The sequence below is a fragment of the Halomonas borealis genome, from assembly GCF_004798905.1.
Lineage (GTDB): Bacteria > Pseudomonadota > Gammaproteobacteria > Pseudomonadales > Halomonadaceae > Halomonas > Halomonas borealis.
This window is the reverse complement of sequence record NZ_SDMO01000002.1, coordinates 51,474-72,289: the sequence shown is the minus strand read 5'-3', so window position 1 is coordinate 72,289 and position 20,816 is coordinate 51,474. Positions and strand designations below refer to the sequence as shown.

Annotated in this window: 18 protein-coding genes; 13 read left to right on the top strand and 5 right to left on the bottom strand. The window is 68.1% G+C overall.

The window, feature by feature from the left end; genetic code table 11:
* The first annotated feature begins 253 nt into the window (after positions 1-253).
* Both glnL and ntrC read left to right on the top strand, forming a co-directional pair.
* A complete protein-coding gene (gene glnL / locus ETC07_RS03300; protein ID WP_136247087.1) occupies positions 254-1,300 on the top strand; it encodes a nitrogen regulation protein NR(II) in 1,047 nt (348 codons plus the stop codon).
* Positions 1,293-2,699 carry a nitrogen regulation protein NR(I) gene (gene ntrC / locus ETC07_RS03295; RefSeq protein ID WP_136247086.1) on the top strand — a complete coding sequence of 469 codons (1,407 nt, stop codon included), beginning with the start codon at positions 1,293-1,295 and terminating at the stop codon, positions 2,697-2,699. Before glnL ends, ntrC begins: the two co-directional genes overlap by 8 nt.
* A gap of 142 nt (positions 2,700-2,841) precedes the next feature.
* Here the strand turns inward: ntrC and ETC07_RS03290 are convergent, their stop codons facing one another.
* A complete protein-coding gene (locus ETC07_RS03290; RefSeq protein WP_136247085.1) occupies positions 2,842-4,656 on the bottom strand; it encodes an aminopeptidase P family protein in 1,815 nt (604 codons plus the stop codon).
* Position 4,657: 1 nt separating this feature from the next.
* Positions 4,658-6,232 (bottom strand): peptide MFS transporter, encoded by a 1,575-nt coding sequence (locus ETC07_RS03285; RefSeq protein WP_136247084.1) that lies wholly within the window; start codon positions 6,230-6,232, stop codon positions 4,658-4,660.
* A 337-nt stretch (positions 6,233-6,569) separates the two neighbouring features.
* On the opposite strand from ETC07_RS03285, the gene ETC07_RS03280 reads away from it, so the two are divergent.
* The 8 genes from ETC07_RS03280 (at position 6,570) to ETC07_RS03250 (ending at position 14,215) form a co-directional block, all read left to right on the top strand.
* On the top strand, positions 6,570-7,529 hold the full coding sequence (locus ETC07_RS03280) for a hydroxymethylglutaryl-CoA lyase (RefSeq protein ID WP_136247083.1): 960 nt from the start codon (positions 6,570-6,572) through the stop codon (positions 7,527-7,529).
* A 2-nt stretch (positions 7,530-7,531) separates the two neighbouring features.
* A complete protein-coding gene (locus tag ETC07_RS03275; protein ID WP_136247082.1) occupies positions 7,532-8,737 on the top strand; it encodes a CaiB/BaiF CoA transferase family protein in 1,206 nt (401 codons plus the stop codon).
* Positions 8,738-8,789: 52 nt separating this feature from the next.
* Positions 8,790-9,788 carry a Bug family tripartite tricarboxylate transporter substrate binding protein gene (locus ETC07_RS03270; protein ID WP_205742497.1) on the top strand — a complete coding sequence of 333 codons (999 nt, stop codon included), beginning with the start codon at positions 8,790-8,792 and terminating at the stop codon, positions 9,786-9,788.
* Positions 9,785-10,249, top strand: coding sequence for a tripartite tricarboxylate transporter TctB family protein (locus tag ETC07_RS03265; RefSeq protein WP_136247081.1), 465 nt, complete (start codon positions 9,785-9,787; stop codon positions 10,247-10,249). The genes ETC07_RS03270 and ETC07_RS03265 overlap by 4 nt, the downstream gene beginning before the upstream one ends.
* Positions 10,250-10,258: 9 nt before the next feature.
* Positions 10,259-11,755: a tripartite tricarboxylate transporter permease gene (locus ETC07_RS03260; protein WP_136247080.1), complete on the top strand. Its 1,497-nt coding sequence runs from the start codon at positions 10,259-10,261 to the stop codon at positions 11,753-11,755.
* Positions 11,756-11,827: 72 nt separating this feature from the next.
* Positions 11,828-13,165, top strand: coding sequence for a deoxyguanosinetriphosphate triphosphohydrolase (locus tag ETC07_RS03255; protein ID WP_136247079.1), 1,338 nt, complete (start codon positions 11,828-11,830; stop codon positions 13,163-13,165).
* Positions 13,166-13,262: 97 nt separating this feature from the next.
* Positions 13,263-13,430 (top strand): hypothetical protein, encoded by a 168-nt coding sequence (locus ETC07_RS15615; protein ID WP_168709153.1) that lies wholly within the window; start codon positions 13,263-13,265, stop codon positions 13,428-13,430.
* Between the two features lie 5 nt (positions 13,431-13,435).
* Positions 13,436-14,215 (top strand): ribonuclease T2 family protein, encoded by a 780-nt coding sequence (locus ETC07_RS03250; protein WP_136247264.1) that lies wholly within the window; start codon positions 13,436-13,438, stop codon positions 14,213-14,215.
* A gap of 34 nt (positions 14,216-14,249) precedes the next feature.
* On the opposite strand, the gene ETC07_RS03245 is transcribed toward ETC07_RS03250, so the two are convergent.
* Positions 14,250-15,128: a nuclease-related domain-containing protein gene (locus tag ETC07_RS03245; protein ID WP_136247078.1), complete on the bottom strand. Its 879-nt coding sequence runs from the start codon at positions 15,126-15,128 to the stop codon at positions 14,250-14,252.
* Positions 15,129-15,262: 134 nt separating this feature from the next.
* On the opposite strand from ETC07_RS03245, the gene ETC07_RS03240 reads away from it, so the two are divergent.
* Entirely contained in the window at positions 15,263-16,177 is a 915-nt protein-coding gene (locus ETC07_RS03240; RefSeq protein ID WP_240724545.1) for an NAD-dependent protein deacetylase, read from the top strand.
* 247 nt (positions 16,178-16,424) lie between these two features.
* Here ETC07_RS03240 and ETC07_RS03235 read toward each other — a convergent pair whose 3' ends face one another.
* Positions 16,425-16,799, bottom strand: coding sequence for a translation initiation factor Sui1 (locus ETC07_RS03235; protein ID WP_136247076.1), 375 nt, complete (start codon positions 16,797-16,799; stop codon positions 16,425-16,427).
* 49 nt (positions 16,800-16,848) lie between these two features.
* A complete protein-coding gene (locus ETC07_RS03230; protein WP_136247075.1) occupies positions 16,849-17,724 on the bottom strand; it encodes a helix-turn-helix transcriptional regulator in 876 nt (291 codons plus the stop codon).
* Between the two features lie 92 nt (positions 17,725-17,816).
* Here ETC07_RS03230 and ETC07_RS03225 point away from each other — a divergent pair, with 92 nt between their 5' ends.
* Both ETC07_RS03225 and ETC07_RS03220 read left to right on the top strand, forming a co-directional pair.
* A complete protein-coding gene (locus tag ETC07_RS03225) occupies positions 17,817-19,229 on the top strand; it encodes an aminotransferase (protein ID WP_136247074.1) in 1,413 nt (470 codons plus the stop codon).
* Positions 19,230-19,347: 118 nt separating this feature from the next.
* Positions 19,348-20,754 carry an APC family permease gene (locus ETC07_RS03220; RefSeq protein WP_136247073.1) on the top strand — a complete coding sequence of 469 codons (1,407 nt, stop codon included), beginning with the start codon at positions 19,348-19,350 and terminating at the stop codon, positions 20,752-20,754.
* The last annotated feature ends 62 nt before the right edge of the window (positions 20,755-20,816 follow it).

The following is a 20,816-nucleotide window of genomic DNA, read 5'->3' as shown; positions in this document are numbered from 1 at the left end:
TCGGGACGCTGAGTGTTATTCGTCAGTGCGTGGCGTCGAACGGTGCACTAAAATGGTGCATGATCCCGTGTCGGACCACCGTGGGGGCGCCGTGAATCGCCCCATCTAAAGATGGCGCGCTTCTTGCAGCTATTCGGTGTGGCCACTGTGGCCGTCGCCGTCTGGGCCAGATGGGCGGTGCCGAGACCGTCTGGCGGTCGCCGCCCCGCGGAGATCCGGTGGGCCACGTCACTTCATTGCCGGGAATGACCCCATGTATCAACGCCTCATGGAACACCTCACCACCGCCGTGCTGCTGCTGGATGGCCAGTTGCGGCTGCGCTGGATGAATCCGGCGGCGGAGGCGTTGCTGGCGCTGAGCCGCGCGCGGGTGAGTGGCCAGCCACTGCCGGCGCTGGTCAACGCCGATGGCGACATCGGTGAGCTGCTGGCCAAGGCCCGCGACGAGCTCCATCCCTACACCCAGCGCGAGGCCCGCCTGAGCCTGCCGACCGGCGAGCTGCTGACCGTGGACTACACCGTCACGCCGCTGTCGGCGGACGAACTGCTGCTGGAGATCGAGCCCCGCGACCGGCTGCTGCGCATCTCCCGTGAGGAGGCGCTGCAGACTCGTCAGGAGACCATCAAGGTGCTGGCGCGGGGGCTCGCCCATGAGGTCAAGAATCCGCTGGGCGGCATCCGCGGGGCGGCGCAGCTGCTCGAGCGCGACCTGGGGGACTCCCGGCTCACCGAGTTCACTCACATCATCATCGAGGAAGCCGACCGGCTGCGTGACCTGGTGGATGCCATGCTCGGCCCCACCCGGCTCAATCGCCCCGAGCCGATCAACATCCACCGGGTGCTGGAGCGGGTCCGTTCGCTGGTCGCGGTGGAGCGCCCGGAGGTGACGATCATTCGTGACTATGACCCCAGCCTGCCCGACCTCAGCGGCGACGAATCCCAGTTGATCCAGGCCATCCTCAACGTGGCGCGCAACGCCGAACAGGCGATGACCGAGGCCGGTATCGAAGCGCCCACCCTGACGCTGCAGACCCGTGCCCGGCGCCAGTTCACGCTGGGCGCCGAGCGCCATCGGCTGGTCTGTCAGGTGTCGATCCTCGACAACGGCCCGGGGGTGCCCGAGGCGCTCAAGGAGACGCTGTTCTATCCCATGGTGTCCGGCCGCGCCGAGGGCAGCGGGCTGGGGCTGTCGATCGCCCAGTCGATCCTGCATCGCCATCAGGGGCTGATCGAATGCGATTCGCTCCCGGGGCATACCGAATTCCGACTGCTGATACCGCTGGAGACCTGCCATGACTGACGCCGGCCGCGTCTTGATCGTCGATGACGATCGCGCCATTCGTTGGGTGCTGGAGCGCGCCCTGGCCCAGCCCGATCTGGAAGTCGAAAGCGTCGAGCGCGCCGACCGGATCCTCGAGCGGCTGCTCGAGGATCCGCCCGATGTGCTGGTCACCGATATCCGCATGCCGGGGATCGATGGCCTGGACCTGATGGCACGGGTCCGCGAGGCGCACCCCGACTTGCCGGTGATCGTGATGACCGCGCACTCCGATCTCGAGAGCGCGGTGGCGTCCTATCAGGGCGGGGCCTTCGAGTACCTGCCCAAGCCGTTCGATGTCGACGAGGCCCTGGCGCTGGTGCGCCGTGCCGTCGCCCATGCCCGGGAGCGCCGGCGCCCGGTGCATGCGCCCGAGGGGCTGGATGCCGAGATCATCGGCGAAGCGCCGGCCATGCAGGAGGTGTTCCGTGCCATCGGCCGGCTGTCGCAATCGCATATCACGGTATTGATCAACGGCGAGTCCGGCACCGGCAAGGAGCGGGTCGCCCAGGCCTTGCACCAGCACAGCCCACGGGCCGGCCGGCCGTTCATCGCCCTGAACATGGCGGCGATCCCGCATGACCTGATCGAGTCCGAGCTGTTCGGCCACGAGAAGGGGGCCTTCACCGGCGCCACCGCCAGCCGTCAGGGGCGTTTCGAGCAGGCCGATGGCGGCACCCTGTTCCTCGACGAGATCGGCGACATGCCCGCCGAGACCCAGACCCGCCTGCTGCGGGTGCTGGCCGACGGCGAGTTCTACCGGGTGGGCGGACACACCTCGGTGAAGGTGGACGTGCGCATCATCGCCGCCACTCACCAGAACCTGGAGGGGCTGGTCGACGAGGGGCGCTTCCGCGAGGACCTCTTCCACCGCCTCAATGTCATTCGTGTCCACCTGCCGCGGCTCGCCGACCGGCGCGAGGACATCCCCCGCTTGGCCAGCCACTTCCTGGCCGAGGCCGCCAAGGAGCTCGCCACCGATATCAAGGTGCTGACCGCGGAGGCCGAGGCGCACCTGACGCGGCTGGCTTGGCCGGGCAACGTCCGCCAGCTGGAGAACACCTGCCGTTGGCTCACGGTGATGGCCTCCGGCCGCGAGGTGCTGGTCGAGGACCTGCCTCCGGAGCTCGGCCAGGCCGCCGAGCAGGGCGCCGCCGGCGACTGGCGCGCCGCCTTCCGCGACTGGGCCGACCGGGCGCTCGCCGCGGGGCATACCCATCTGCTGGAAGAGGCCGTCCCCGACTTCGAGAAGATCCTGGTCGAGACCGCGCTCAAGCACACCGGCGGGCGCAAGGGCGAGGCCGCCGAGCTCTTGGGCTGGGGCCGCAATACGCTGACCCGTAAGCTCAAGACCTTGCTGCCGGAGATGGTGGAGGATTGACCCACGAGCCGTGAGTAGAAGACGCAACACGCGCTCTCTTCCAGGGCTGGCAAGCCGGGCGGCGAACAAAGAAGCGGGGCGCCGGCCATGCCGGCGCCCCGCTTTCATGTCGGCTTCAGCTCAAGGCTGAAGCGACATCCGCTCAGCCGCGTTCGAGCGGTTGGGTGCGTTGCTCGAGCCAGGCCAGGGCCTCGCCTTCGAGCTTGGGCGCCAGCCGGCTGCGCACCTCGGCGTGGTAGGCGTCGAGCCAGTCGGCCTCGCCGGCCTCGAGCAGGGCGACGTCGATGGGCCGGGTGTCGATGGGGCACAGGGTCAGCGTCTCGAAGCGCAGGAAGTCACCGAACTCGCTCTCCGCGGCGGGGCGGTTGGCGGCCAGATTCTCGATGCGGATGCCCCACTGCCCCGGGCGATACACGCCGGGCTCGATGGAGGTGATCATGCCCGGCTGCATGGCGGTGTGCGGCGCCGCCGGCGCGGACCAGGCGATCACCTGGGGCCCCTCGTGCACGTTGAGGAAGTAGCCCACGCCGTGGCCGGTGCCGTGGCCATAGTCGCGGCCGCTGGCCCACAGCGGTGCCCGGGCGATGGCATCCAGGTGCGGCGAGGGAATGCCGAGCGGGAACTGGGCCCGAGACAGCGCGATGGTGCCCTTGAGTACCCGGGTGTAGTCCTCGCGGTGGGCCGCCGAGAGGGTGCCCACCGGTACCATGCGGGTGATGTCGGTGGTGCCGCCGTGATACTGGCCGCCGGAATCGATCAGCAGCAGGCCGTCGCCGGCGATGGTGGCGTGGGCCTCCGGGGTGGCGTGGTAGTGGGGCAGCGCGCCGTTGGCGTTGAAGGCGGCGATGGTGCCGAAGCTGCGGCTGACGAAGCCGGGGCGGCGGGCGCGGGCGGCGGTGAGCCGCTCGTCCACGGTCAGCTCGGTGACCGTCTCGTCGCGCGCCAGCGCGGCCTCGAGCCAGGCGAAGAACTCGCACAGCGCCGCACCGTCTTCCTCCATGGCTTCGCGCACGTGGGCCAGGTCGGCGTCGCTCTTGCGGCCCTTGGCCAGGGTGCTGGGCTGCACGGCCTCGGCCAGGTGCGTGCTCTCCGGCAGTGCCTGGCGGGTGCCCAGGGTCAGCTTGGCCGGGTCGAGCAGCACGCGGGACTCGGCCGGCAGATCGTTGAGCCGGGGCTGCCAGTCGGCGTAGTCCGCCACCGCGATGCCGTCGGCGGAAAGCGCCGTCGCAAGCGTCTCGTCGAGCTTGCCCGGGGCGACGAACAGCGTGGCCTCATCGCGACCCACCAGCAGGTGGGCGAGGAACACCGGGTTGAACTCGACGTCGTCGCCGCGCAGCTGGGTCAGCCAGGCGATGTCGTCCAGCGTCGAGATCGTGTGCCAGTCGGCGCCGTGCTCGGCCATGGCCGAGCGTACCCGGGCCAGGCGCTCGCCGCGAGACTCGTCGAGGTAGGCCGTGGGGTGGGCGTAGAGCGGTGCGGCGGGCAGCGCCGGGCGGTTCGGCCAGATGACGTCGAGCAGGTCCCGATCGCCGCGCAGCCGGATCCCCGCCGGCGTGAGATGGTTCTCGAGGCGGCGCACGTTGGCCAGCGTCACCACGTCGGCATCGAAGCCCAGGGTCGCCCCCTCGTCGAGCCGCTCGGCCAGCCAGCGCATCGGCGCGTCGGCCTGGCCGGGCTGGAGCTTCTTGAGCTCGATGCCGCTGCCGGCCAGCTGTTCCTCGGCCTGCACCCAATAGCGGCTGTCGACCCACACGCCGGCGGCGTCCTGGGTGACCACCAGGGTGCCCACCGAACCGTCGAAGCCGGACAGCCAGGCACGGCCGGCCCAGTGCTCCGGCAGGTACTCGGAGTTGTGCGGGTCGGAAGACGGCAACCACCAGGCATCGATGGCATGTTCGCGCATGGCCTCGCGCAGGGCGGCCAGGCGATCGGCGGGGGTATGGGCGTGGTGGGACATATCAGGCTCCGGAGGTGGGAGTGGAGGGACGCGTCTCGGCGTCATCGTCGGTGGACGAGCCGCCCTTGAGCATACGCGTGATCAGTGGGGTCAGCAGCGCCAGCACCAGGGCGCACAGCACCAGGGCGATGGCCGATCGGCCGAACAGCGCCGGCAGCTCGGCGAGCTTGTCGGCGCTGACGTTGCCGCCGATCAGGCCGGCCACCAGGTTGCCCAGCGCCAGCGAGGTGAACCACAGGCCCATCAGCTGGCCGCGGATACGCTGAGGCGCCAGGGTGCTCATGGTGGAAAGCCCCACCGGGCTCAGGCACATCTCGCCGAGGGTCAGCAGCAGCAGGCTGCCGGTGATCCACAGCGGTGAGACCAGGCCATCGGTGATGACCTGGCGCGCGGCGAGCACCATCAGGCCGAAGCCGGCGGCGGCGAACAGCAGGCCCATCACGAACTTGATGGCGCTGCCCGGCTCCAGGCCGCGGCGGCCCAGGGCCGGCCATAGCCAGCCGAACAGCGGGCCGAGGATGACGATGAACACCGCGTTGAGCGACTGGAACCAGACCGTGGGGATCTCCCAGCCGAACAGCCCGCGATCGGTGTAGTCGTTGGCGAACAGGTTGTAAGAGGTGGGCTGCTGCTCGAATGAGGCCCAGAAGAAGGCCGAGGCGACGATCAGCATGAAGGCCACCACCATCCGCGCGCGCTCGCGGCCATTGAGGCCGGCGAAGGCCATCAGGTAGACGAAGAAGCCCAGGGCGCAGACGATGATCACGCTGGTCATGGCTTCGGCGATCGCCACCGGGTTCAGCTGGATCACGCCGATGGCGGCGAGGCTCACCAGGGCGGCGACGAGGATCGATAGACCCATGACCGCCAGACCGACGCCGCGGCGTTTGACGGCCGGGGCATCCCAGCTTGAGTCGCGGCCCTGCTGGCGGTCGGCGCGGCGCATGGCGGGGATCGCCCACAGGCGGAAGATCAGCAGGGCGACCAGCATGCCCAGCCCACCGATGCCGAAGCCCCAGTGCCAACCACCGCTTTCGATCAGCAGCCCGGTCATCAGTGGGGCCAGCAGGGCGCCCAGGTTAATGCCCGTGTAGAAGATCGCGAAGCCGCCGTCGCGGCGCGCATCGCCCTCGTCATAGAGGCTGCCGACCATCACGGTGATGCAGGTCTTGAACAGCCCCGAGCCGAGCACGATCAGCAACAGGCCGATGAAGAAGGCGGTGGCGCCCCACAGCGCCGAGAGAGCGATGGCCAGGTGGCCCAGGGCGATCAGGAGTGAGCCGTACCACACGGCGCGGCGCTGGCCGAGCCAGTTATCGGCCAGCCAGCCGCCGGGCAAGGCCGAGAGATAGATGGCGCCGGCGTAGATGCCGACGATGGCCGCGGCGTCCTCGCGGCTGAAGCCCAGACCGCCTTCGGCGAGGCCGGCGGCCATGAACAGCACCAGCAGAGGGCGAATACCGTAGTAGGAGAAGCGTTCCCACATCTCGGTGAAGAACAGCGACCCCAGTGGTCGGGGATGGCCGAAGAAGCCGTGATCCTGCTGGGAGGACGCGGCGTCGGGGGTGGAGGTCATGAAACGTCTGCCTTGTCGCTTGCTTGTGGTGTTGTCGACCGCGCCAAAATGGGAGCTGACGACGCTGTATGCGAGATAACAGTGTTGTCAATGTGGCCTTTGCATTAGCTTCTTGCTGTCAGGCGCGAAGATCGCGGTCGATTTTATGGAATTTTGTTAGATGGCGAAATGCCTGCTCGACGGCATTCGATGACGATGACGCGATCCTGTAAACCCGAGAGCCCCCGGCTCCCGGGCGTGGGCGGTCAACAAAAGGCTAATGTGAGTCCTGCGGGGGGCTGTCTATAGTGAGGCATTGCCATACCGGCGCGTCGCATTCGGCAGGGAGTCCGTTGTCATGCCTAGGGTCGAGGGTTTCGAGCAGTGGCCCCAACGGGTCAGCGTGACCGAGGTAGGGCCTCGGGACGGGCTGCAGAACGAGCCGACGGTGCTGGACATCGCCGAGAAGCTCGAGCTGGTTCATGCCCTGGTGGCGGCGGGGGTGACCTCCTTCGAGCTCACCTCCTTCGTCAGCCCCAGGGCCGTGCCGGCGCTGGCGGATGCCGGTGAACTGGTGGCGGCGTTGCGTGGCCTCGACGGGGTGCACCTCTCGGCCCTGGTGCCCAACCCGCGCGGCGCCGAGCGGGCGCTCGAGGCCGGCGTCGATGCCGTGGTGCTGTTCGTTTCGGCCTCCGAGACCCACAACGCCAAGAACGTGAACCGTTCGGTGGCGGCATCGCTGTCGGGGTTCGAGGATGTGGCACGGGTGCTGGACGGCAGCGGCATCGCGCTGCGCGGGGCGATCGCCACCAGTTTCGGCTGCCCCTTCGAGGGCGATGTGGAGGCGGCCGCCGTAGGGCGGATCGCCCAGCGCTTCGCCGAGCTGGGCATCCGCGATGTCTCGCTCGGCGATACCACCGGCATGGCCACGCCGCCGCTGGTCGCCGAGCGCATTCGCCACCTGCGCGAGGCCGCCCCGCAGATCGCGCCCACGCTGCATTTCCACAATACCCGCGGCCTCGGCCTGGCCAACGTCATGCAGGGCCTGGCACTAGGCGTGGATCGCTACGAGAGCTCCATCGGCGGGCTGGGGGGCTGTCCCTTCGCGCCTGGCGCCTCGGGCAACATCGCCAGCGAGGACCTGATTTACCTGCTCGACGAGATGGGCATCGCCACCGGCATCGATCTCGACGGCATGATCGAGGCCGCCCGAGTCGCCTCGCGGTTGATGGGCCGGCCCCTGCCGGGCCAGGTATCCAAGGCCGGGCCGCGCCTGGCGCTCGGCGACTGTTCCGCCGTACCCACCGCAAGAGGATGAGCATGACGGATATCGCGCCCCACGCCGAGGGCTCCCTGCAGGGCATCCGGGTCATCGACCTGACGCGGGTCATCTCCGGGCCCTTCTGTACCCAGATGCTCGGCGACCACGGCGCCGAGGTGATCAAGGTAGAGCCCCCGGGACGCGGCGACATCGTGCGCTCCCAGGGCAACATGGTGAACGGCTTAAGCTGGTACTTCGCCCAGTTCAATCGCAACAAGCGCTCGCTGACCCTGGACCTGCGCCGGGAGGAGGGCAAGGCGATCCTGTACCGGCTACTGGATGACGCCGACGTGCTGGTGGAGAACTTTCGCCCCGGGGTGATGGGCAAGATGGGGCTCGACGATGCCACCCTACGCGAGCGTTTCCCGCATCTGGTGGTGGGGCGCATCAATGGTTTCGGCTCCACCGGCCCCTATCGCGACCGTCCCGCCTACGACTTCATCGCCCAGGCGATGAGCGGTTTCATGGGCGTCAACGGCAGCGCCGGCGAGGCCCCGATGCGCGCCGCGCCGCCGATCAGCGACATGGTGGCCAGCCAGAACCTGGCCTTCGGCATCAGCGCGGCGCTGGTGCGCCGCGAACGCAGCGGCCAGGGCGACATCGTCGAGACGGCGCTGACCAACGGCCTGATCGGCATGATGGGCTACCTGGCGGCGGAGTATTTCGCCACCGGCGAGGTGCCCACGCGCACCGGCAACGACCATCCTATGCTGTATCCCTATGGCCTGTTCCAGGCCAGCGACGGCGAGGTGGCCATCGCGCCGAGCAACGACACCATGGTCGAGCGCTTCCTCGGCGCCCTGGACATGCTGTCGCTGCTGGACGATGAACGCTTCGCCGACAACCGGCGGCGCATGACCCATCGTGAGGCGCTGCGCGAGATCCTCGATCGGGCGATCGCGCGGCGCAGCGTGGCGGAATGGATCGAGCACTTCAATGCCGCCGGCGTGCCCTGCGGGCGGGTTCACGATCTGCGCGAGACCTTCGACGACCCTCAGGTCCGCGATCAGCAGATGGCCATGGAGCTCGATCAGGGGGCGCATGGCAAGGTGCCGACCACCGGCTTCCCGGTGAAGATGCGCGATGCGCCGGCGGCGATACACCATCCCGTGCCCGGACTCGGCGAACACACCGAGGACATCCTCGCCGAACTGGGGCTGGTGGACGCCGAATATGGCGATCTGCGCGAGAAGGGCATCATCTGAGCCTGTCCCTGCGGGGGCGAACACGACAACAACAAGCACCAGGAGCGACGACATGCCGAGCAAGGTTTTCATGACACCACGCCGTCTGATGGCGCCCGCCCTGCTGGGCCTGGGGCTGGCGGTCAGCCTGCCCAGCCAGGCGCTGCCCATCGACGAATGCATCGCGCCCGCCGATCCCGGCGGCGGCTGGGACTTCACCTGCCGCTCGGTAGGCAAGCTGCTGCGCGATCTGGAGCTGGTGGAGGGTAACGTCCAGGTCACCAACATGCCGGGCGGTGTCGGCGCCGTGGCATTTTCCAACGTGGCCGGCAAGCGGGCCGACGACAGCAACCTGATGGTGGCGACCAGCACCGTGGGCATGACCCAGATCGCTCAGGGGCGCTATCCCGGGGACGCCGATACCATGCGCTGGCTGGCCATGCTGGGGACCGACGTGGGCGTCATCCTGGTCGACGACGACAGCCCCTACGAGAGCCTCGACCAACTGCTCGAGGCCATCGTCGATGACCCGACCGCGGTGGCCATGGCCGGCTCCAGCGGCGCCGGCGGCTGGGACCATATCCGCGCGCTGCGGCTGGCCAAGGCGGCCGGGTTGCCGGGTGATCAGATCAGCGCCTTGCGTTGGGTGCAGTTCGATGGTGGCGGCCCCGCGGTGACCCAGATGATGGGTGGCCATGTGGATGCGGTGTCCACCGACCTGGGCGAGATCGCCGGCTTCATCGAGTCCGGCGATGTGCGCCCCCTGGCGGTGCTGTCCGACGAGCCACTGCCCGAGCCTTTCGAGGAGCTGCCGACGGCGGTGTCCCAGGGCTATGACGTGACCGGCTACAACTGGCGCGGTTTCTATACCGGCGGCGAGGTATCCGACGCCGACTATGCGGCCATGGTCGAGACCCTCGAGGCCCTCTACCAGAGCGACGAATGGAAGGAGGTCGCGGCGCAGAACGGCCTGGTGCCGCTGTGGCGGGGTGGCGAAGACTTCAACGACTTCGTGCGCGAGTCGATCGATAATGTCGAGGCCATCTCTCGGGAGATCGGGGTCATCCAGTGAGCGATGACGCGGAGACGTCCCATGCCGCCCTGGGCGATCGCATCGCCGGGGCGGTATTGGCGCTGCTGGCGCTGGGCGCCTGGTGGCATGCCCAGAGCTTCGTGACGGGCTTCATGCAGCCCGTCGGCCCTGGGGTGTTTCCGCAGCTGGTCAGCGTGCCGCTGGGCCTGCTGGCGGTGTATCTGATCGCTCGACCGGGCCTCAATCAGCGCTGGCCGGATGCGGCGGCGCTATGCCGCCAGCTCGGCGTGTTGCTGCTGCTGGGGACCTATGCGGCCTTCCTCGAACCCTGCGGTTTCATCCCTTCGACCCTGGTGGCCACCGTCGTGCTGATGCGTCTGTTCGGGGCGCATTGGCGACAGGCCTTGCCTTACGGGCTGCTGCTGGGGCTGGCGCTCTACGCGCTGTTCGAGTTCGCCCTGGGGATTCCCCTGCCCGATATGCCCGGCCTGAAGGTGTAGCGTTTCGCTATGGATATTTTCGATTTCCTCGTCCACGGCTTCGCCGTGGCGCTGCAGCCCCAGCACCTGCTGCTGGCGCTGATCGGCTGCACCATCGGCACCCTGATCGGCGCCCTGCCGGGACTCGGCCCGGTCAACGGCGTGGCCTTGCTGATTCCGCTGGCCTTCAACTTCGGCCTGGCGCCCACCGCGGCGCTGATCCTGCTGGTCAGCGTCTATTATGGCTGCATGTACGGTGGGCGGATCAGCTCCATCGTGCTCAACATCCCCGGCGACGAGCCGGCGATGATGACGACCCTGGATGGCTTCCCGATGGCCCGTGCCGGTCGCGGCGGCGAAGCGCTGGGGCTCTCCGCCGTGGCTTCCTTCGTCGGCGCGACCGTCGCCACCATCGGCCTGACGCTGTTCGCCCCGCTGCTGGTCACGGTGGCGATCCGCTTCGGCCCCGCCGAGTACTTCGCCTTGTTCGTGCTGGCCTTCGCCACCATCGGCGGCGTGACCACCGGCAGTTTCACCAAGAGCTTCATCGCCGCCAGCCTGGGCCTGCTGCTGGGGACGGTGGGCATCGACCCGGTCTCGGGTGTGGCGCGCTATACCTTCGGCTGGTACGAGCTGTATGACGGCATCGACTACATCGTCGCCCTGGTCGGTCTGTTCGCGGTCTCCGAGTGCCTGCTGTTCCTCGAGCGCGACCGAGATAAGGCCGACGCCGCGATGCGCATCGGCTCGGCCGTGCCGGGCATGCGGCGCTCGCTCGACTGCGCGCCGACCATCGGGCGGGGCTCGGTGATCGGCTTCATCTCCGGCGTGCTGCCGGGGGCCGGGGCCTCGCTCGGTAGCTTCCTCTCCTATGTGCTGGAGAAGCGCTGGTGGGGCGCCAAGGGTAAGTTCGGCGAGGGCGACCCGCGTGGCGTGGCGGCGCCGGAGGCGGGTAACAACGCCGCCGCCGGGGGGGCGCTGATCCCCATGCTGTCGCTGGGTATTCCCGGCAGCGGCACCACGGCGATCCTGCTGGCGCTGTTGTTGTCGATGAACATCACGCCGGGTCCGCTGCTCTTCGAGCAGCAGCCGGATATGGTCTGGGGGCTGGTGGCGGCGCTGTTCATCGGCAACGTCATGCTACTGGTGTTGAACATCCCGTTGGTGGGGTTCTTCGCCAAGGTGCTGCAGGCGCCGTCCTGGTTCCTGATGCCGATGGTGACGCTGGTGGCCTTCGTCGGCATCTACTCACTCAACAACAGCGCCTTCGATCTCTACATGATGCTGGCCTTCGGGGTGCTCGGCTATGGGCTGCGCAAGCTCGAGATTCCCACCGTGCCGGTGGTGCTCGGCCTGCTGCTGGGTGGCCAGATGGAGTTCAACCTGCGCCGTGCGATGTCGATCTCCGGCGGCGACTGGAGCATCCTGGTGAACAGCGGCATCTCCATCGGCATCTACCTGTTCGCCGGCACCCTGTTGCTCGCCGGCCTGATGTACGCGCTGCTGCTCAAACGACGGCTGGGGTGAGCGAAAACTGCTCCGTTCGCTTGGGCGGGGCGCCGCCCGGTGCCAGAATGGGTTCCTCAAGGAGGAATGCCCATGACGCAGATGACCTGGGAGCGGCTGCTCGACCCGGCTCGGCTCCACGACCGGCGTGGCACGATCCGCGAGGAGGTCGGCCGTAGCCCCTTCCACAAGGATCATGACCGCATCGTCTTCGCCGGTTCGTTCCGTCGCCTGGGGCGCAAGACCCAGGTGCATCCGCTCACCGACAACGACCATATCCATACCCGCCTGACGCATTCCCTCGAGGTGGGCTGCGTGGGCCGTTCGCTGGGCATGAGCGTCGGCGAGGAGCTGCGCCACCGGCTGCCCGAGTGGATCACTCCTGCCGACCTGGGGGTGATCGTCCAGGCCGCCTGCCTGGGCCATGACATCGGCAACCCACCCTTCGGGCATGCCGGCGAGTATGCGATCCGTGACTGGTTCAAGCGCGCCGAGAGCGACGGCAGCGGCCTGCTCGAGGGGCTCTCCGACGCCGAGCGCGCCGATCTCCTGACCTACGAGGGCAATGCCCAGGGCTTTCGTATCGTCACCCAGATCGAGTACAACCAGTTCCGCGGCGGCATGCGCCTGACCGCGGCGACGCTCGGCACCCTGCTCAAGTATCCCTGGACCGTCGAGCATGGCGGCGCCGCCGGCAAGTTCGGCTGCTACCAGAGCGAGGCGCCGTTGCTGGCCGAGGTGGCCGAGCGGCTGGGGCTGCTGCCCCAGGGCGAGCAACGCTGGTGTCGGCACCCGCTGGCCTGGCTGGTGGAGGCCGCCGACGACATCTGCTACGCGCTGCTCGACCTGGAGGATGGCCTGGAGATGGGCATCCTCGGTTTCGATGAGGTCGCCGGCATCCTGACGCAGATCGCCGGCGGCGAGCCCGGCGACTTCCCGGCCATGCAGCGCGAGGGCGTCTCCCAGCGGCGGCGCATCGCCGCGCTGCGGGGCGCGGCCATGGAGCACGCGGTGACCGAGGTGGCCAAGGTGTTCGTCCAGCACGAGGGCGAGCTGCTCGGTGGGCGATTGCGCGACGACCTGCTCGAGCTGTGCCATCCGGACCTGGACTGGGGGGTGAAGGCGGCCAAGCAGCTGGCCCGCGAGCGGATCTTCCGCAACGAGCGCAAGGCCAAGCTGGAGATCGGCGCGCACACGACGCTGGGCATCCTGCTCGAGGCCTTCATCGGCGCCGCCCATGAGCTGCATCACACCGGGCATTCCACCTTCAAGCACCAGCGGGTGCTGGCGCTGATCGGCGAGAACACCCCGCTGCCCTCCTGGTCGCTGTATGACAGCTATCGGCGCATGCTCGACTTCATCGGCGGCATGACCGATCACTATGCCGTGAACCTGGCCCAGGAAATGGGTGGGCGGCTCAAGGGCGATTGACCCCGGTGCCGTGTCGCATGGGGCCGGACCCGACTTGAACGGGATGCGGCCCCGGGAGCTATGCTGGGGAGTCATGCCATGGCGAGAGGAGGGCGCGATGATCATGGAGCTGATCACGGCCTGGGCCGGGATGGCCTGGGAAATCACCTGGGGGTTGGCGCTGGGGTTCCTGCTGTCGGGCCTGATCCGCGCCTGGGTGCCGGCCTCGCTGTCGCTTTGCGCCTTCCTGTGGGGCCGTCGCCAGGGGGGAGGGCACTGCCATTGACTCTGATGATCCGCCGCGCCGGTCGGGCGGCTCTGCTGCTGGCGTCTCTGCTGCTCGGCGCCTTGGTGACGGCATCCGTCTGGGCGGCGCCGCCGCTTGCCGCCGAGGGTGTCGAGCGCTATACCCTGGCGCTGACCTGGCACCCCGGCTTCTGCGCCAGCCGCTCGCAGCCACCCCGGGAGTGCCGCGAGTCGCGCCTGCGCCGCGCAGCGGAGGACGGTTTCGTGCTGCACGGGCTGTGGGCCTCATTGCCCGCCGACTTCCGGAAGCAAGGCGTGACGCGCCGCGAATGGCGGCGCAAGGGGTGCTTCCTGGAGGCACCACGGCCGGATGGTGGCTTCTGCCGAGCCCATGCGCCGCTGGCGCTGCCCGAGGCCTTGGGACGGCGGTTGGACCGCGGCATGCCGGGGCGTGCCAGCTGCCTGGATCGCTACCAGTATGCCAAGCACGCGGCCTGCCTGGCGCTGCCCGCCGAGACGCTGTTCGCCACCTCGCTGGCGCTACGTGAAGCGGTCAACGACAGCGCCTTCGGCGACTTCGTGGCGTTGCATCGCGGCGGCGAGGTGGGGCGCAACGCCTTGATCGATGCCTTCGAGGCCGCCTTCGGCGACGATACCGGGCGCGCGTTGCGGCTCGAATGCCGTGGACGCGGCAATCGCCTGCTGACCGAGGTGCGCATCGGCATCGACGCCGATGCGCTCGAGCGCTTCCCGGGCGCCGACAGCCTGGTACGCCTCGACCGGGGACGCTGTGCGTCCCGAGTGAGGATCGCGGACTTCGATTGAGGGATGGTCGCCAGTGCGGCGCGCCACGTCCGGGTCAGGAGGGTGCGCGACGGTGGATGGCGGCGATCACCGCGCCGTGGGTGGCGTCGTCGAGGGTGGCCAGGCGTTGTTCGGGCAGCCGGTCGGCCAGGGCCTCGCCGCTGACCACCAGCAGGTCGTCGGCGGCCTCGGCCTCTTCGATGCGCCAGCCGGGCAGGGCCAGGATGCCCTTCACCGGCACCACCCGACCCAATTCCTTCTCCAGCCACACGCTCAGCCAGCGGACGGCGCGACGAGTGTCGCGCAGCGGGCGTCGCTCGAACCCGCCGGGGAAGCGCAGCCGTTCGCGTTCCACGATGACCCGGTTGTCTTCCTCGCCACTGGGCCGTATCGCCGGGCTGCGTGCCCAGGTCTCGATGACGAAGACCCCATGGGGCGTCACCGCCACGTGATCGAGGGTGTCATCGGCACCGGGCACGTCGTGGAAGACGAAGTAGGGGTGTGATTCGGGGCGAATCAACCGTTCGAGCTCCTGCCCGACCGCCAGTTCACAGGCGAGCCCCCGCTTGAGGCGGCGGATGCGCTGGAAGTCATGGATCAGTCGGAAGCAGAACACCAGCACTAGGGCCGAGGAGAGGGCCCCGTAGAGGGTCCATTCCAGCCAGTTATGTTGGCTGGCGAACAGCATGCGTCCCATGCCGTAGACCAGCGGGGTCATGATCACGATGGGCCCCAGGGCACCGTTGAGGAACAGGTCGGCGAAGGCCCGGTCGAGGCGGTCGCGCAGCGACTGGCCGGGTTCGCGCAGCGGATGGGCATCGAAGGGCGAGCTGACGCGAGCGTCGTGCAGGTTGCGCAGGGCGATCACGATCACCGCGGTCGCCGCCAGGGGGAACAGGAAGATGAGGGGGAGCAGGTATGCCAGCCAGGCCATCGGGAGTCCTTGCCCGTGGGATATGCTGCCTATTCTAGACAACCTTGTGCCCTCGGGGCCATGCTCGGTTCGTGCAAGGGACGAGGGCGCAAGGCGCCGCCGTGGATGAAGGCATGAGGAGCGAGGAGTCGGGAGTGACGAGCGAAATCGGCGACATCGAGGCCCTGGCGAGTTTCGTGACGCGTACGCCGCGCCTCGCCGTACTCACCGGGGCCGGGGTCAGCACCGCCAGCGGGATCCCCGACTACCGCGACGACCATGGTGACTGGAAGCGTTCGCCGCCCATGCAGCATCGAATGTTCATGGACAGCCACGCCGCCCGCCAGCGCTACTGGGCCCGGGCGCTGGTCGGCTTTCGCACCCTGCAGCAAGCACGGCCCAATGCCGCCCACCGGGCCCTGGCCCGGCTCGAAGCCGCGGGTCGGGTGTCTGGCCTCATCACCCAGAACGTCGATGGCCTGCACCGGCGGGCCGGCTCGCGGCGGGTGATCGAGTTGCATGGGCGCGCCGATCGGGTGCGTTGCATGGGCTGCGGGGCGACGCGCATGCGCCACGACCTGCATGCCGAGCTCGAGGCCCGCAACCCGCACTGGCTGACCCTCGAGGCCCCGGTGGGCCCGGATGGCGACGCCGACCTGGAGGCCGCCGACTTCTCCGGTTTTCGCGTGCCGGACTGCACGCGCTGCGGCGATGGCATCTACAAGCCCGACGTGGTGTTCTTCGGCGACAGCGTGCCGCGCACGCGGGTGAGCGAGGCGTTCACGATGCTGGCGGAGGCCGATGGGCTGCTGGTGGTGGGGTCGTCGTTGATGGTCTTTTCGGGCTTTCGCTTCGCCCGCGAGGCGGCCCGGGCCGGCAAGCCGCTGGCCTGTATCAACCTGGGGCACACCCGCGCCGACGACCTCTATGCGCTCAAGGTGGCGGCCGGCGCCGAAGCGGGCTTAATCGCGCTGGTCGAGGCGCTGGAGATAACGCCCGATCCAGCGCCTTCGGATTCATTCGACGAGTCGGCGAGCCACGACACGTTTTCGACTCTGGGGAAGCGCTGATGTATGTCGCGGGCGATGAGAGGCTGGCCGCCGCCGGAACGCAGCGCCGAGCGAAGCGACCAACATCCGAAGGATGGCCCCGTGGGGGTGGGGCCCCCGAGGGGCCGAATCACCCGGAGTTCACATGTCCGTCAATGAGGCTTTCGAGTACCGCCGGCGGCCAGGATCGCTAGGTTCGTTCCCGACGAACCTGTGCACTTGCTGCGGTCCTGCGGGGCGTCGAGCGCAGCCATAAATCCGTGTTTCCTTAGCCGCCGGCCAGCTTGACCTTGAACCCCCGCTTCTCCAGCTCGCCCTTGAGCACCTCACGCTGGTCACCCTGGATCTCGATCACGTCTTCCTTGAGCGCCCCGCCGGTGCCGCAGCGTTTCTTGAGGTCCTTGGCCAGGCTCTTGAGCTCGTCGGCCTTGAGCGGCACGCCCTCGACCAGGGTCACGCCCTTGCCCTTGCGCCCCTTGGTCTCGCGGCGCAGGCGGACGATGCCGTCCAGGCCCGCTAGGCGATCTTCCTCGGCGGCGTCGGCGCAGCGACAATCGTCGATGGGCTGACGGCAGTCGGGGCAGGTGTCGCCGTGTTCGGTGGAGTAGACCAGGCCACGCAGCTGGTCGTGCAGGGATGCCATGAGGCCTCCTGGGCGGTACGAATGAGCCTCGATGATACGGGGGGAGGATCTAGCGGTCGATCCAGTCGATGAAGATCGCGAACAGCTCGGCCTGGGAGCTCACCGCGAACTTGGCGTAGAGGTTCTTGCGGTGCATGCGCACCGTTTCCGACGAGATGTCGAGCTCCCGGGCGCTCGACTTGGCCGAGTGGCCGCGCAGCAGCAGCCGGCATACCTGTTGCTCGCGCTCGGTGAGGCGATCGGCGCCGAAGCGCCGGAAGGCGCCGCGCAGCAGGTCGGTGAGGGGGTTCGGTGAGGCATCGATCGGCGGCGGGTCGGCGGGCTGCCAGTGGCGATGCCCCAGGTTCAGGATCATGGGGGCCAGGGCACGCAGGGTCTCGAGCTCCGGGCGCGTGAAGGGCGTGGCGCTCAGGCCGTGATAGAGGCAGAGGGAGATGCGTTGCCCCGGTGCCAGGTCCAGCAGGAAGTAGCAGTCTTCCACCGCGCCCGCCTCCAGGTAGTAGACCCGGTAGTATTCGCTGTGAAAGAAGTCGTCCGGGGCGATCTCGCCGAGATGGTGGAAGCCTTCGGCGAGCCCCTGATCCACGGCCAGGCAGAAGGGATCGAGCAGGTAGCCGCGGGAGAAATAGCGCCCAAGTATCCGATCGTGGCCCTCGGCGGGGATGCCGCGTTGGTACAGCAACCGGGGCGCCTGACGGGCATCCTCGAGAATCACCAGGGCCGATTCGGTGGGTACCAGGCAGTCGATGGCCGCGATCAGAGCCTCGGCGAAGTCCGGCTCATGACACCGCTCATCGGCCTCGGCGAGGGCGTGATGCCAGCGCTCCAGCGCGGCGAGGGTGAGCTCCGGCGGGGGTGTGTCCGCTGTATCGCGGGGCGATGGTATCGCGATGGTAAATCTCCGGGGCGAAGTGACGAGGCGCATGGCGATGTCGGCGACCCACCCAATTGGGGTATGGGGGTAGCGATGAGGGGGTGCCTATACTGCTGCGACTCTTTGCCGCTGACAGGATGCGTATGAATAATATTACCGAATCGAAACGTTTTTCCAATGTTGACAACGCCCGCCTCACCGGCGCCGACAAGGCGCACTACATGCACGGCTACCACGTCTTCGACGAGCATCGCGAGCGCGGCTCTCTCAACATCGTCGACGGCGACGGTGCCCATATCCAGGATGCCGAGGGTCAGCGCTACCTGGATGCCGTCGGTGGCATGTGGTGCACCAACATCGGCCTGGGCCGCGAGGAGATGGTCGAGGCCATCGCCGACCAGACCCGCCGCCTCGCCTACTCCAACTCCTTCGCCGACATGGCCAACGATCGCGCCATCGAGCTCAGCGAGAAGCTGGCCGAGCTGGCGCCGGGCGACCTGAATCGCGTCTTCCTGACCACCGGCGGCTCTACCGCGGTCGATACCGCCATCCGCCTGGTGCACTTCTACCAGAACTGTCGCGGCAAGCCCGAGAAGAAGCAGGTCATCACCCGCATCAACGCCTACCACGGCTCGACCTACCTGACCATGTCGCTGGGCGGCAAGCAGGCCGATCGCCCACCGGAGCTCGATTTCCTCTCCGAGGGCATCCATCACCTGAGCTGCCCCTATCCCTACCGGGAGGCGCGGGGCCGCAGCGAGGCGGAGTTCCTCGACGCCCTGATCGCGGAGTTCGAGGCCAAGATCGCCGAGGTCGGTGCGGAGCGCATCGGGGCCTTCCTGGCCGAGCCGATCATGGGCTCCGGCGGGGTGATCATCCCTCCCGAGGGCTATCACCGCCGCATGTGGGAGGTGTGTCAGCGCCACGATATCCTCTACATCTCCGACGAGGTGGTGACTTCCTTCGGTCGCCTCGGCCACTTCTTCGCCTCCGAGGACGAGTTCGGCGTGGTGCCGGACATCATCACCACCGCCAAGGGCCTGACCTCCGGCTATCAACCGCTGGGCGCCTGTATCTTCTCCGAGCGGCTCTGGGAGGTGATCGCCGAGCCCGGCACCGGGCGCTGCTTCAGCCACGGGTTTACCTATTCCGGACACCCGGTGGCTTGCGCCGCGGCGTTGAAGAACATCGAGATCATCGAGCGCGAGGCGTTACTGCCCCGGGCCCGCGAGGTAGGACGCTACTTCGAGGAGCGCCTGGCTACCCTGGCCGAGCTGCCGATCGTCGGTGAAGTGCGCGCCCGCCGCTTCATGGCCTGCGTGGAGTTCGTCGCCGACAAGGCCTCCCGCGAGCTGTTCCCCGAAGACCTCAACATCGGCGAGTGGGTCCACCTGCGCGCCGAGAAACGTGGCCTGCTGGTGCGGCCCATCGTGCACCTCAACGTCATGTCTCCCGCCATCACCCTGACCCATCAGGAGGTCGACTTCATCGTCGACGTGTTGCGCGACAGCATCCTCGAGACCGTCGAGGACCTGCGCGCCGCCGGGCACTGGTGAGGCCTCCTCGCGCGGCATGAGGCCGCGCGAGCCCCTCGTTGCTACCCGCTTCGCGTGTCGGGCGTTCGATGCCCGACACGCGCCTCACGATGCTGTCCTCCTTTTGGAGTCTTTCTTTATGGAAGTTAATAAAAACAAGGTGTTGCGGCTTAGAGACGTGACCCTCTATACCGTCTCGGCGATGCTGTTCATGGACCAGATTGCCCTGGCCGCCTCGTTGGGGTCGAGTAGCCTGTTCTGGTGGGCCTATGTGCTGGTGCTGCTGTTCCTGCCCATGGCCATGATGACCTCGGAGCTAGGCACCACGTACCCGAACAATGGTGGCGTCTATCACTGGGTGCGCCTGGCCTTCGGCTTTCGCTGGGGGGCCCGGGTGTCCTGGATGTACTGGGTCAACAATGCCCTGTGGATGCCGTCGGTCTATATCCTGTTCGCCGGCATGCTCAGCGCTTTCTACTTCCCCGGCATGAGCCTGTGGCTGCAGATATTCATCGGCTGCAGCCTGGCGCTGGTGACGTCGTTGTGCACCAGCGCGAGCCTGCGCATCGGCAAATGGCTGCCCAACCTGGGGGCGGTGCTGAAACTGTTCTCGGTACTGGTGTTGCTGGTCGGCGGCCTGCGCTATGGCTTCAATGAGGGCTTCGCCAATCCCTTCACCCTGGACGGGATCCTGCCCACCTCACCGGCGTCCATCGCCGCCCTGGGCGTGATGGTGTACGGCATCATGGGGACCGAACTCGCCTGCTGCAGCGCCGAGGAAATGGTCGCCCCGCGCCGTGACATTCCCCGGGCGGTGCTGGCCTCGGGCCTTTTGATCGCCGCCTTCAATGTGTTGGGCACCATCGGGGTGCTGGCCGCGGTGCCCACCGATCAGACCGATGTCACCACCATCTTCGCCGAGTCGCTGTTCAACATGTACGGCCACGACGGCTGGGGCGGGCTGCTCGCCAATCTGGTGGGCGGCTTCGTGCTCTTCACCTTCTTCACCAACATGGTGACCTGGAGCATGGGCACCAATCGTGCCGCGGTGGAGGCCGCCCGTGCCGGCGAGTTCCCCAAGGTGTTCGGCATCGTGCATCCGCGCCACGACACCCCGGTAGGCTCGGCGTTGCTCGCCTCGACGGTGAGTATCCTGGTGATGGTGGTCTATGGGCTGGTGGCTGACACCGCCGAGGGCCTGTTCTGGACCCTGCTGTCGATCTTCGCGATGATCTTCATGATGCCCTACGTGCTGATGTGCCTGGCGTTCATCAAGCTGCGCCTGAGCAGTGACGCGCCGCGGCCCTTCCGACTACCGCTGGGTAACCGCCTGGCCTGCCTGTGGGCCGCCGTGGTGGGGCTGCACGTGGTCGCCGGCATCGTGCTGTTCGTGGTGACGCCCGGCGAGCCGATGGACTGGGACTATGCGGGCAAGATCCTGGTCGGCGTCGGCCTGGCACTGCTGGTCGGCGAGGTCATGATCAGCCGCGGGCGGCGCAAGAAGCGCCGTCGAAGCCAAGCCGCCACCCAGGTGCTACCGAGCTAAGGCATCTTCCTACCGCACGCAGAAAGGGCTCACCCCGCCGGGGGTGGGCCCATTTTTTCGAT

Coding starts and splice junctions, on each gene's coding strand:
- glnL (WP_136247087.1), top strand. CDS start 254: ATGTATCAACGCCTCATGGAACACCTCACCACCGCCGTGCTGCTGCTG.
- ETC07_RS03270 (WP_205742497.1), top strand. CDS start 8,790: ATGCCGAGCAAGGTTTTCATGACACCACGCCGTCTGATGGCGCCCGCC.
- ETC07_RS03225 (WP_136247074.1), top strand. CDS start 17,817: ATGAATAATATTACCGAATCGAAACGTTTTTCCAATGTTGACAACGCC.
- ETC07_RS03255 (WP_136247079.1), top strand. CDS start 11,828: ATGACGCAGATGACCTGGGAGCGGCTGCTCGACCCGGCTCGGCTCCAC.
- ETC07_RS03290 (WP_136247085.1), bottom strand. CDS start 4,656: ATGTCCCACCACGCCCATACCCCCGCCGATCGCCTGGCCGCCCTGCGC.
- ETC07_RS03245 (WP_136247078.1), bottom strand. CDS start 15,128: ATGGCCTGGCTGGCATACCTGCTCCCCCTCATCTTCCTGTTCCCCCTG.
- ntrC (WP_136247086.1), top strand. CDS start 1,293: ATGACTGACGCCGGCCGCGTCTTGATCGTCGATGACGATCGCGCCATT.
- ETC07_RS03250 (WP_136247264.1), top strand. CDS start 13,436: ATGATCCGCCGCGCCGGTCGGGCGGCTCTGCTGCTGGCGTCTCTGCTG.
- ETC07_RS03280 (WP_136247083.1), top strand. CDS start 6,570: ATGCCTAGGGTCGAGGGTTTCGAGCAGTGGCCCCAACGGGTCAGCGTG.
- ETC07_RS03235 (WP_136247076.1), bottom strand. CDS start 16,799: ATGGCATCCCTGCACGACCAGCTGCGTGGCCTGGTCTACTCCACCGAA.
- ETC07_RS03220 (WP_136247073.1), top strand. CDS start 19,348: ATGGAAGTTAATAAAAACAAGGTGTTGCGGCTTAGAGACGTGACCCTC.
- ETC07_RS03230 (WP_136247075.1), bottom strand. CDS start 17,724: ATGCGCCTCGTCACTTCGCCCCGGAGATTTACCATCGCGATACCATCG.
- ETC07_RS15615 (WP_168709153.1), top strand. CDS start 13,263: ATGATCATGGAGCTGATCACGGCCTGGGCCGGGATGGCCTGGGAAATC.
- ETC07_RS03285 (WP_136247084.1), bottom strand. CDS start 6,232: ATGACCTCCACCCCCGACGCCGCGTCCTCCCAGCAGGATCACGGCTTC.
- ETC07_RS03275 (WP_136247082.1), top strand. CDS start 7,532: ATGACGGATATCGCGCCCCACGCCGAGGGCTCCCTGCAGGGCATCCGG.
- ETC07_RS03260 (WP_136247080.1), top strand. CDS start 10,259: ATGGATATTTTCGATTTCCTCGTCCACGGCTTCGCCGTGGCGCTGCAG.